Genomic DNA, 12,152 nt, shown 5'->3' with positions numbered 1-12,152 from the left:
CCCTTTTATACGTTCAATCAGAGAGAGCCACTATGCAACTGGTGATTATTAGCGGCCGCTCTGGCTCTGGCAAATCAATCGCATTACAAGCGCTGGAAGATATTGGCTATTACGCCATTGATAATCTCCCCGCCATGTTGCTTGGTTCTTTGGTTGACGAACTCCGTGACGAGGGTGAGCGCACGCATCTAGCGGTCAGTATTGATGCCCGCAACCTGCCAGCGGCGCTTGAGCGCCTTCCCGCACTGCTTGAAGAGCTGCGCGCGCGGCCTATAGATTGTCAGGTTATCTATCTAACCACCGATTCACGTATTTTACTGGAACGCTATTCTGCGACACGGCGACGCCATCCGTTAACGCGCAACAGTGATATGACGCTTGAAGAGGCGATAGAGAAAGAGGAAGAGACGCTCAACGAAATACGTGATTTGGCCGACCTGCGGATTGATACATCACGCTTATCGGTCCACGACCTGCGTCGGCGCATTTCAGACCAGGTAGCCCACCAGCGCAAAGACCAGCTAACACTCACCTTTGAGTCGTTCGGCTACAAGCATGGCGTACCCATGGATGCAGATTTAGTCTTTGATGTACGCTGCCTGCCCAACCCTTATTGGGACCCAACGCTACGCCAGTACACAGGACGTGATGCCACGATTATTGCGTTTCTGCGCGGCTACCCGATTGTCGAAGAGATGAGCCATGATATTCAGGCAATGCTTGAGCGCTGGCTGCCTGCTTACCAAAATAGTCAGCGCAGCTATATGACGGTGGCTATTGGCTGTACCGGCGGGCAGCACCGTTCTGTGTATATTGCCGAACAGCTGGCGCAAAAGCTGGCACCGCTCATCGGCGAAGTCCAGTTGCGTCACCGAGAACTGGAGCTGCAATACACGCTACGAGGAACCCGGGCAGAGCCACCGACGGCTCCTCCATTTTCCGAGTAGACGCCCAGCCCTACGTAAACGCTTATGCCTAATGACACCACTCGGAAAAAAGGAACCAGGGTGCCAGAAAGAACCTTAACGCTTACCAATCAGCGCGGCCTACATGCCCGCGCCGCCACAAAACTGGTGAAGTGCAGCCAGCACTACTCCGCCAGCATACAGGTGTATAAACAGCAGCAAATGGCTGATGCAGCCAACATCATGTCGCTATTGATGCTGGCCGCACCCTGCGGCACCCAACTGCGGATTTGTGCGGAAGGCGAGGATGCCGAACAAGCGCTTGATGCAATCCAAGCGCTGTTCGACGCCCGCTTTGACGAAGATCAGTAGTGCGGCTTTTTTAGCTACCGGCGACGGTCATCGCATCCACTAACCAGCTGCCCGTATGAATGCTGCCGCGCGTATCGATATCACTTCCGATACCGACAAGGCCTGAGAACATACGCTCAAGGTTTCCAGCGATGGTAAATTCTTCAACCGGATACTGGATTTCTCCATTCTCGACCCAGAAGCCCGCCGCACCACGCGAGTAATCCCCGGTTACGCCGTTCACGCCTTGGCCCATTAGTTCGGTAACCCAAATGCCTCGACCCATCGTTTTAAGCAGCGCATCACGCGTCTGCAAGGGTGCGTCTAAACGCACGTTGCGGGCACCGCCAGCATTCCCCGTGGTTTGCATGCCCAAGCGACGGGCACTGTAGGACGAAAGCATATAGCTTGCGATACGCCCCTGTTCGATAAAGCGGTTATTACGTGTCTGTACACCTTCTCCATCAAACGGCGTACTGGCGGTCGCTCCTATTTCCATAGGGCGCTCTTCCAGACTAAACCACTCAGGAAATAACGGCGTGCCCAAACGGTCACACAAGAAAGAGGATTGGCGATACAGCGCACCACCCGCCAACGCGCCCAATAAATGCCCAACCAGACCACTAGACAGCGAAGGATCAAACAGAATGGGAAAGGTGCCAGTTGGCGGCCGCTTGGCACCTAACCGGCGCAGCGTACGGGCCGCGGCCTCGCGCCCTACTTCACTCGGGTCGCGCAAATGCTGTGGATTACGCGCAGAGGTATAGTCATAGTCCCGCTGCATACCGCCTTCATCCTGAGCAATGAGCATGCATGAAAGGGAGTGACTACTGCCTTTTTGGGTACCTAAAAAACCATGGCTGTTAGCATAAACCCGTACGCCCTCACCGCTTGAAAGCGACGCGCCTTCTGACTGACTAATACCCTCAACGTCACGACCCGCCTGCTCGCAGGCAAGCGCAAGGTCGATTGCTTGCTCAGTTGTCAGCGCCCACGGGTAATGAACCTTAAGGTCCGGCAATTCGGTCGCCATCTGATCGGCATCCGCCAAGCCAGCCACCGGGTCTTCACCGGTATAACGCGCAATGGCTAATGCTTTCTCAACCGTTGCTTGAATCGAGGCACTGCTGGCGTCACTCGACGATGCACTTCCTTTGCGCTTGCCGACGTAAAGCGTGACGGCAATGCCCTGGTCTCGTGAAAGCTCAACCGTCTCCACATCGCCCAAGCGCACGCTAACGCCCACGCCCTGATCAACGCTTGCGCCCACTTCCGCCGCATCGGCTCCCAGGCGCTTGGCCAAGGTCAACGCCTCTTCTGCACGCGCGGTTAACAGTGCCTGCTGCGAGGATGCATCAAATGCCTGTGCCATATAGCCTCCTTTTTCGTACGAATCTCATCGCCGAATCAATGTTCTTGTCGCAGCCTGATATAATGCTGCCAACGAATCTTGTCTGTGAGCCTTACTATGCCGAAGAAACGCCCCGAGCCCCTTGATACTCAAGAACCCGAAGAGCGCCCCAGCAAGTCGCAGCTCAAACGCGAAATGCATGCACTCCAAGCGCTCGGCGAAACCTTAATCGCCATGAAACCTGCTGAGCGTGCCCGCTTTCCTCTCTCCGACGACATGCTGCGCGCTATCGAAGAGACCTCTCGTATTCGCTCCCACGAAGGGCGCCGCCGTCATATGCAGTATGTCGGCAAGCTGGTTCGCAAAGAGGACCTGACCGCGATTCAAGGTGTCTTTGACTCAATTGAGCAGGAAAAAGAGCAGCGCGACCATGCCTTTCATCGTCTTGAAAAGTGGCGGGACCGGCTTATTGGAGAAGGCGATCCTGCCGTTGACCAGTTTATGGCAGACTATCCCAACGCGGATCGCCAAGCGCTACGTCAGTTAGTGCGCAACGCTCAGCATGAGCGCGATCAGGACAAACCACCCGCCAGCTCGCGTAAGCTGTTCAAACTTCTCCGCGACACGCTGGCGCTTTAACACTTACGAGGACTGCGTACCGCCAACGGTTAGCTCATCCAGTTTTAGTGTGGGCTGACCCACCCCAACCGGTACGCCTTGACCCTCTTTGCCACACACGCCAATGCCTGTATCCAGCGCCATATCGTGGCCGATCATGGAGACACACCCCATCGCCTCCGGCCCATTACCAATCAGCGTGGCGCCCTTAACGGGAACCGTAATGCGACCATCCTCAATCAGGTAGGCTTCGCTGGCTGAGAATACAAATTTGCCCGAGGTGATATCCACTTGGCCGCCACCGAAGCTAACGGCATAAATACCTTTTTTGACGCTTTTGATAATATCCTCGGGTGCATCCTGGCCTGCCAGCATGACCGTATTGGTCATGCGCGGCATGGGTAAATGCGCAAACGACTCGCGGCGAGCATTACCGGTTGGCGCCATGTTCATTAATCGGGCATTCAGCTTGTCCTGCATATAGCCAGTAAGAATGCCGTCTTCGATCAACGGCGTGTTTTGCCCGGGCGTGCCCTCGTCATCGACACTTAACGAGCCGCGACCATCAGCAATCGTGGCATCATCGACCACCGTCACACCCTTGGCAGCGACGCGTTGCCCCATACGACCCGAGAATGCCGAACTGCCTTTACGGTTGAAATCACCTTCCAGCCCATGGCCGACGGCTTCGTGCAGCAAAATACCCGGCCAGCCAGAAGCCAGTACCACCGGCATTTGCCCGGCTGGCGCATCGACCGCTTCAAGATTGACGAGCGCTTGGCGTACGGCCTCTTTTGCGTATCGCTCGGCAACACCTTCATTACGCAGGCGAGCCATGGAGTAGCGTCCGCCACCGCCTGCACTGCCGCGCTCTCTGCGGCCATTTTTCACGGCAATTACGCTAACGTTAAAGCGCACCAGCGGGCGAATATCCGCGGCCAAAGTGCCATCACTGGCACGCACCAGAACTACTTCGTAAGTGCCTGAAAGCGAGGCGCTTACCTGAGAAACGCTAGGGTCAGCCGCGCGAGCGATGCGATCAGCTTCTTTTAGCATGGCGACCTTCTCTTCAGCAGTCAGCCCCGCTAAAGGATCAACACCAGCGTAAAAAGGGGCCACTGAAACCGGCTTAACGGACTGCCCAGGCAAGCGCTTGCCACTACGCACAATGCCTGAGGCCGTGCGCCCGGTATCGATCAGCGCATCCGCACTAATCTGATTGGAGTAGGCAAAGCCGGTTTTTTCTCCGGCCAGGGAGCGGACGCCCACACCGCCATCAATGTTGTAGCTTGCCTCTTTTACCTCACCATCCTCCAACACCCAGCCCTCTGTCCAGGTGCGCTGAAAGTAGAGATCGGCGTAATCCACACCCGCGCCCATGGCGTACTCAAGGCCTTTATCAAGCCCATCAAGGTCCAAGCCACCCGGCGTAAGAAGAATGGAAACGGCGGAGTCTATATCGCTCTTAAATGCGGTCATTCGGAGCCTTCTAAAGTAACCTGCGGCGAAGTCCAGGGGCCTCGCGCGCGATAATGAATGGTCGTCGCTCGGTCCAGAGCGCTGCCAAAAAGCTGATCAGCAATAAATAGTGCGCCACCTACAACAGGAGCGCCCACCGCAATGGCGGCAATGGGCAGTGTTTGCGTCACCGGCATCACAACGCCAAGGCGCAAATCAAGCTCTCGATGAAGCAAGTTAACATTACCGGTTAGGGTTAAGTTGGCGGCAGGTGCTTTAATTTGCAATGGCTCGCTCAACGAAAGCTGGCCATTTTCGATAGCTGCCGTGCCGTCAACGCGATCAAAAGCGGTACCCGTGCCGGTGACGTCAGAAAAATCCAACCGCAATCGACGCAATATATTATCGAAATTCAGCAGGCCAACGAGACGCACCGGTGCAGAGTCCAGATGCATAAAGCGCCCATCCTGCACGTCGATGCCTATGTCGCCCTGCGCCTGATTTAACGAGAACTGCCATGGTGCGCCTGCCCAGCCAAGATTGGCGGTTGCGGTAGTACGTCGGCTGCGTAAGGCAACGGGTTGATCCATGCGCTCAAGAGCGGTACCTACATCGCCGCCTTCAATGGAAATATTGGCCTGGGTTCGACTGGTCGAGGCATCGCCCTCCCAATAGAGTTCACCACGAGCAGAAAGTTGCCCAAGCGTTAACCCAACCGGCATTAGCGAAAACCGGCCTGGTTCAGTGTGCCAATAGGCGGATAAAGGCCCGAAACGGCTTTCCCCCATGCTCATTTCCGCCAACCGAAGTCGCCCATCGGGTAGCTCAGCCAGCCACTCAGGAATAGCCGCAGGCACTGTGCGCTGCGTCTCCACTTCACCGAGCCAGGAATCCGGCGAGGTCGTTTCTGACTCACTGCTCGTATCTGCCAAATTAGTCAGCCGATCCAGTGCTAACTGGCTAATGGTGATATCCAGAGGGTGCTGAGCTGCTTGCTGATAGCGAAGATGCCCCGTCACCAAGTCGCTCTCAAGCGCTGCGGTAACTGTGCCATTCTGTACACTGCCGATTAATGCCGCATCACCAGCGCATGCTTGCTGATAGACAAGGCAAGCGGTATCCAGGGAAAACTCCAACGGCGGATGCTGACCGGATAGTTGAGCGGTTAGATCACCGCTCACACCCTGGTCGCCTCGAAACAGTGGAGCGACGGCTTGTTGCCACGCCATTGGGTCAATGCGAGGAAGGTTTGCCTGTAAGCGAAAGCCAGACTGCATCGGCCACTCGGGTGCGCTTACCTCAGCATCCGCCACATGCAGGTTGCCTGACACGTCACCTAACCGATCCTTTAAGCGTAAATGCGCGATATCGGCCAAGCGGCTCTCCACCCGGCCACTGTCGAAATCAGCATTAAGCGTCCAGGGCCAAGGCTCGCCTACAGCCTTGGCAAAAGGTTCAGGCAGATCAAGACGCACCCCTTCAAGCTGGCTTTCTAGAGATAGCGCAGGGCCTGGCTCAAGCGTTACGCGCCCTTGCCACTGCATCGTTCCATCAAGCAGCTGCTTGCCTTGCTCGGCAGGTATATCCACCAATGAGAAAAGTGACGCCACCGGCGTTTGCCCCCGCAAGCGGATACCGTCTCGCTGGGTATGCATGTCAGCACTAATATCGCCGCCCAATAGCTGTCCATCGACACTGCCTATTAGCGCCATGCTGTCACCGTACTGCTGCCAGGTTAACTGGCCCTTTACCGCCCGAAGCGCCTCGCCCACGGGGGCGTAAGCGACACGGGTGAGCGCAGGGACTGCATTGACTTCCAGCTGGAAATTATCTGGCGCTTCCAGAGGTAGCGATATGGCTAAATCAGCCTCTACCTCGCCTTCAGCCTGAAGGTCGTTGAGAATATTCATATCGACATCAGGTATCGATGTTAAAAATGCGATCAGGGCGGAGCCATCGCCATGCAGGTTACCCGACACATTGAGTATCTCATCTTGCATGGTCAGCTCGCCTTGTGAAGCGGTTATACCGCGACTCTGGGCATGCTCAACCCGCGCTTCAAGCACCTGATTTTGCCACGTTAAACGCCCTTCAACATCCTCCAGGCGAGGCCAGCCGGGGGCAATAGGCAAATGCCCTTCGGTTATCTTTAGTGCCAGCGTTGCGGATATATCATCAGCGCTAATGTCGCTCTCGATAGGCAAACTCAGTTTGAGCGAACCATTAGGCACCTTGCCGCCAATATCATCTAGCAGCCAGTCACGCAGTTCCTCATCGAATACATGTAAGGGCAGCCATTGACCCAGAGGGCGCTCAAGCGCATCGACATTGGCAAAATCGATATCCAGTCCGAACCGACCTGTCTCCTCTGCAACCACTAACCCAAACCCACCGCTTATCTGGGCATCGTCCCAATCCACGTTAATTTGACGGCCGCTGACCATCGTATTAGGTCCATCGTAGACCCACTCTACGATGCCCTCAGCCTGCTGAAGCTGCATGGGTTCGGTGAACAAGTCTGGGAAATAGAGCGAACTGTCACCGGCACTATTAAACGTCACCCGACCACGGGAGTCCCGAGCTTGAACCCAGGCATCCATGGGGCCGCCACCTGGTGCGCCTTCCCAGGGCGATACTTCGACGCTGGTTAACGCCGCATCGACCTCCCAGCTACCCTCCTTCTGGCCTAAGCTCAGCCCTTGCACCCGCCCCCTCGGAGCCAGCGTTTCCAGTACACGCGTCACGGATTCGGGTAACAATACGTAGTCTCGCCAAGCAGTGAGTGAAGCCAGCTCAAAAGCACTGGTACGCAGCGCCCACTGGCCTGGCCGATGAGACAGGTACCAGTGATGCGGCAGTGCTGGGCCTTCTATCGCCTCGCCAGGTTCGGCCCAATCAACACTCTCTGCGTTACCGCTTAACCACGCTTCACCGCCCTCTCCTTCGCGTTGCCACTCACCCTGTGCTTGTATGTTTCTTAGCACGGCGAACTGAATATCCTGGCGCAGCACTAGCTCAGGGATATCGATGGCAAGGCGCACCTCCTGAAGCCCGCCTTCATACCAGCGGCCCCACACGCGTGCATCGCCTCCGGCCTGCTCCAGGTTCGGCACATGTTCTGGCCGAAACAGCTCAACCAGCGTCAGTAACTGATCAAACTGGGCCTCCAGCTTCAACGTGGCAGAGAAGTCGTTCAGGCCATCTCGGCCCGGCTGCATTTCCGCTAGTAGCTGTACAGCGGGTATTGGTGGCGCTTCGCTACGCTCCGAATCAAGAACGTCGACCGTACCCTGAAGTTTTGCCCCTTGCTGATTGCCGGCTAATAACAGCGCAGGAGCTTCGAGCATGACGCGCTCTTGCTTGCCGTGCAGCACAACACGTGTGTCATCAATCCAGATTTGCTGGCGCAATACCCATTCCGTCCAGGCATCAATGGTTGGCAGGTCAACATCCTGCTCTGGCGCTATATGCACCGGCAGCTTGGCAGGGTCGGGCCACTGCCAAACGTCGTCCACTCCTTGATAAAGGTGAAATTCGGTTTGATGTAATCTGATATCGCTAAAAATAGGCAAGAGATTACGTAGCGATGCGCCAATATCCAGACGCAGCTCGGCTTGGCGCAGTGAAAAAAGCGGCTGACCGCTCGGCGTTTCGGCCCCAAAGCCTTCAAGCTCCACGATCAACTCACTACGCGCCATTGAAAAGGAGAGGTTTTCAATCGTTACCGGCACACCAATCTGAGCTTCCAAAAAAGCTTCAACATGCGGCGTCAAAGTATCTGCCTGACTGACCATGAGCCGGAAAAGCAGCGCTATTACCGCAATACCGCCCAGTCCCCAGGCAAGCAGAAGTAAACTCCAACGCGTCAGCGAGCGGATCGTCATGGCATCACATCAACACAATGTCGTACTGCTCTTGTGAGTAGTGTTGCTCCACCTGAAAACGAATCGTTTTATTAATAAACGTTTCCAAGTCTGCCACTGCCGCCGACTCCTCATCCAGCAGCCTATCAACGACGGCCTGGGAAGCAAGCACGGTATACGTTTCAGGGCTATAGGCGCGTTCTTCACGCAGAATCTCGCGGAAGATCTCGTAGCACACCGTTTCAGGGGTTTTGAGCGTGCCGCGTCCGCTACACGTAGGACAGGCATCGCACAACGTTTGCTCAAGGCTCTCACGAGTACGCTTGCGCGTCAGTTGCACAAGCCCTAACTCGGTAACACCGGTGCATTTGGTCTTGGCATGATCACGCTCCAGCGCTTTTTCAAGCACACGAATAACCTGGCGCTGATGCTCTACCTCCGCCATATCGATAAAATCGATGATGATGATACCGCCCAGATTGCGTAACCGAAGCTGGCGGGCAATGGCCGTTGCTGCCTCGAGGTTGGTCTTGAAAATGGTCTCTTCGAGGTTGCGGTGCCCAACGTACCCCCCCGTATTGACATCAATGGTTGTCATCGCCTCGGTCGGGTCAATAACCAGATATCCGCCTGACTTCAGTTGCACCTTGCGGCCCAGCGCCTTCTGAATCTCATCTTCTACACTATAGAGATCAAAAATGGGCCGCTCGCCTGGATAGTACTCAATTCTATCCACGGCATAAGGCATAAACTCTTCGGCAAATTCGACCAGCTTGACAAAATTTTCCCGAGAATCGATACGCACTTTCTCGATGTCATCACGCATCACATCGCGCAAGGTACGCATAAACAGCGGCAAGTCGTCATAAATGACGTTGGACGGCGCCGCACTAATTTTGCGCTCGGTAACTTTACGCCAGATACGCAGCAAAAAGTGCATATCGCCCGCCAGCTCCTCATCGCCGACGCCTTCAGCGGCCGTGCGTACGATAAAGCCGCCAGTCACTTCCAATGTTTGCTCAGTAATGCTGCTATCCAGCAGGGCCTTCAGGCGCTCGCGTTCACGCTCATCTTCAATGCGCTGCGAAACTCCATGATGAGGAGAGTCGGGCATATACACCAGATAGCGAGAGGGAATAGAGAGGTGCGTGGTAAGACGCGCCCCTTTCGTACCAATGGGGTCCTTGGTTACCTGTACAACCAGCGCTTGCCCCTCGTGCAATAACTGCCCAATGGTTTGCTGCTCATCAACGGGCGTGCCGGAGGGCATAACTTCATGGGCATGGATAAACGCCGCGCGCTCAAGGCCAATATCGACAAAGGCAGCCTGCATGCCAGGCAATACGCGAACCACTTTGCCTTTGTAGATATTACCTACAATGCCACGTCGTCGTGAGCGCTCTATAAGCGCCTCTTGCAAAACGCCATTTTCAACGAGCGCAACCCGTGTTTCCATGGGCGTTAAATTGATGAGGACTTCACCGCTCATGCAAAATTCCTTCTCGGTTCACGTATATCACACCCGTTACAGGGGGCATGAGACGACGAATAAGTGTGCGAGTATTAATGCCCCATCCAAATAGGCACTCCCTGCTGGCCAAGCAACTGCGCCGTTTCATAAAGCGGCAAACCCACAACGGCAGAGTGGCTACCCTTGATTTCTTCGACAAAAATGGCGGCCAAGCCTTGTATGGCATATCCGCCCGCCTTGTCCGCTGGCTCACCCGTTAACCAGTAATCGCTAATTTCCTGAGCGGTGACCTGTCGCATCTTGACGTCCGTCGTTACGCAGCAACACAGCACCCCCTTGGGCCCCGTAACAGCCACCGCCGTCAGCACCTGATGCGTCCGATTCGACAACTGCCTCAGCATGGCGGCGGCATCGTCTGCATTAACCGGCTTGCCCAGAATAGTACCGTCTACCACTACGGCGGTATCCGACCCAAGCACCGGTAACAGCGTCTTCGGCGCAGCGGCCAAGGCCTTGGCAACCGCAAGACGCTGTACATAAGCCGCTGCTGACTCTCCCTGTTTCGGCGTTTCATCTACATCGCTGGGTATAACACTCACCGTCACCCCAATGGACGCCAGCAGGTCTCGCCGCCTGGGTGAAGCAGACGCCAAACAAAGCATGGGCGATGATGTAGTAGCCAGCGTTGACTGCATGCCTAAGCCCCCAGTAAGCGTCTTTCCAGTGCCTTAAACATGGTAGCTAACCATGGCCATAAAAAGGCACTGATTAACGCCGACATCAGGAAAGAGAGGTGTATTGAGAACTCCCCGGTTAAGGTACGTAACCACTGCTCGACTAACTGCACCAGGCCAAGCAGCACCAGCACCAATAGCGACTGTTGAACCAGTGAGTACGCTCGAAAGCGCGGATACACCAGGGCGCATAGAAACGCTAATAACGACAATATCAGCGCATGTTGACCAAGCGCCGTTCCCTCTACCAGGTCAAGCAGCAGCCCAAGCACAAAGCCATGGAAGACACCGACTCGGTCAGGTGAACGCATACACCAGTAAATCAGCATTAGCCCGATCCATTCAGGCCGATAAACTTGCCACCCCTCGGCCAGTGGCATGACTTGCAAACACAGCGCCAGAATCAAGCTAAACCACACCACTACCAAAGGTACAACAGGTGCACGCGCCATTAGCGAACCTCCTGAGGGTCAGCAGGTACCGCTGGCGCAAGGCGCTGGGCTGCATGTATCGCGCTGGCTGAGATATCCATGGACTCATCCCAAATTGAATCTTCGATGTCTTCGCGCGGCGGTGGGAAAAGTAGCAAGAAATGACGAGCACGCTGCAACTGGGCAGTAGGTTCAGCCGTTACATGCGCAAATGGCTGGCCGGGGTCATGATAAACGTTGGTAACGCGCGCAACGGGGTATCCTGGTGGAAAACGACCGGCAATCCCTGAGGTGGTGAGCAAGTCGCCTTCCCGAATATCCGCCGTGTCTGGCACGTGTAATACATTGACGCTGCCATAGCGACCAGCCCCCTGGACAATAAAGCGCAATCCGTTACGGTTAATCTGAACCGGCAATGCATGGCTTGCATCTGCCAGCAACAGCACACGACTAGAGTACGCTGAAACGGCTGTCACTTGGCCTACCAGCCCCGACGCATCAATCACAGGCTGCCCAACATACGCCCCGTTACGATGCCCACGATCAACCACCATTTGATGGCTAAACGGGTCATTATCCAGGGAAAGCAGCTCTGCACTGATATAAGGAATTTGGCGCCGTTCTGCGGCGTTTAATAGATGACGAAGCTCGGTATTTTCAGCCGTCAGGTTGGCCATGCGCTGCCCACGATGAGACAGCGTCAGAATTTGTTCGCGCAGTCGGCGGTTTTCGTCCACCAATGCCTGCTGATCAGACAGCGCGAGCGCGCCCCAATTCAATAGATCGCTAGGCACGCTAACAATCCATTGAACAGGCGCAACAACCATCGTCATTTGGGCGCGCACGCCTTCCATGCGTGTAAATCGGTGGTCGGCAAACATCAAGGCGCTTGCCGCCAGCACGCAGAAAAACAGCCGGTAGCCCGGCAGCGACCCGTGTGAAAATAGCGGTTTAATAGGCAATCCCCCGC

General features: G+C 55.6%; 10 protein-coding genes. 3 read left to right on the top strand and 7 right to left on the bottom strand.

Annotated features, from left to right (window positions below):
• Nucleotides 1-32: 32 nt before the first annotated feature.
• Both rapZ and INT20_RS00780 read left to right on the top strand, forming a co-directional pair.
• Entirely contained in the window at nt 33-947 is a 915-nt protein-coding gene (gene rapZ / locus INT20_RS00785) for an RNase adapter RapZ (protein WP_193053811.1), read from the top strand.
• A gap of 60 nt (nt 948-1,007) precedes the next feature.
• Nucleotides 1,008-1,277 (top strand): HPr family phosphocarrier protein, encoded by a 270-nt coding sequence (locus INT20_RS00780; RefSeq protein ID WP_172116307.1) that lies wholly within the window; start codon nt 1,008-1,010, stop codon nt 1,275-1,277.
• 10 nt (nt 1,278-1,287) lie between these two features.
• On the opposite strand, the gene pmbA is transcribed toward INT20_RS00780, so the two are convergent.
• On the bottom strand, nt 1,288-2,628 hold the full coding sequence (gene pmbA / locus INT20_RS00775; protein WP_193053812.1) for a metalloprotease PmbA: 1,341 nt from the start codon (nt 2,626-2,628) through the stop codon (nt 1,288-1,290).
• Nucleotides 2,629-2,724: 96 nt separating this feature from the next.
• Here pmbA and yjgA point away from each other — a divergent pair, with 96 nt between their 5' ends.
• Nucleotides 2,725-3,246 (top strand): ribosome biogenesis factor YjgA, encoded by a 522-nt coding sequence (gene yjgA / locus INT20_RS00770; protein ID WP_193056271.1) that lies wholly within the window; start codon nt 2,725-2,727, stop codon nt 3,244-3,246.
• Nucleotides 3,247-3,249: 3 nt separating this feature from the next.
• Here the strand turns inward: yjgA and tldD are convergent, their stop codons facing one another.
• The 6 genes from tldD to mreC all read right to left on the bottom strand — a co-directional run bounded on the left by tldD (nt 3,250) and on the right by mreC (nt 12,144).
• Nucleotides 3,250-4,704, bottom strand: coding sequence for a metalloprotease TldD (gene tldD, locus INT20_RS00765; RefSeq protein ID WP_193053813.1), 1,455 nt, complete (start codon nt 4,702-4,704; stop codon nt 3,250-3,252).
• On the bottom strand, nt 4,701-8,567 hold the full coding sequence (locus tag INT20_RS00760) for a YhdP family phospholipid transporter (RefSeq protein ID WP_193053814.1): 3,867 nt from the start codon (nt 8,565-8,567) through the stop codon (nt 4,701-4,703). The genes tldD and INT20_RS00760 overlap by 4 nt, the downstream gene beginning before the upstream one ends.
• A 4-nt stretch (nt 8,568-8,571) precedes the next feature.
• Nucleotides 8,572-10,035, bottom strand: coding sequence for a ribonuclease G (rng, locus tag INT20_RS00755; protein ID WP_193053815.1), 1,464 nt, complete (start codon nt 10,033-10,035; stop codon nt 8,572-8,574).
• Nucleotides 10,036-10,109: 74 nt separating this feature from the next.
• Complete coding sequence (locus tag INT20_RS00750) at nt 10,110-10,712, bottom strand: Maf family protein (RefSeq protein ID WP_193053816.1); 603 nt, start codon at nt 10,710-10,712, stop codon at nt 10,110-10,112.
• Between the two features lie 2 nt (nt 10,713-10,714).
• Nucleotides 10,715-11,203 carry a rod shape-determining protein MreD gene (mreD, locus tag INT20_RS00745; protein ID WP_172116300.1) on the bottom strand — a complete coding sequence of 163 codons (489 nt, stop codon included), beginning with the start codon at nt 11,201-11,203 and terminating at the stop codon, nt 10,715-10,717.
• The gene (gene mreC, locus INT20_RS00740) at nt 11,203-12,144 is read right to left on the bottom strand and encodes a rod shape-determining protein MreC (RefSeq protein WP_193053817.1); all 942 of its coding nucleotides are present in this window, start codon (nt 12,142-12,144) and stop codon (nt 11,203-11,205) included. The genes mreD and mreC overlap by 1 nt, the downstream gene beginning before the upstream one ends.
• Nucleotides 12,145-12,152 lie beyond the last annotated feature (8 nt).

The organism is Halomonas citrativorans (genome assembly GCF_014898005.1).
GTDB classification, from domain to species: Bacteria; Pseudomonadota; Gammaproteobacteria; order Pseudomonadales; family Halomonadaceae; genus Vreelandella; species Vreelandella citrativorans.
The sequence above is the reverse complement of the archived record's forward strand: the minus strand, read 5'-3'. Positions and strand labels throughout refer to the sequence as shown.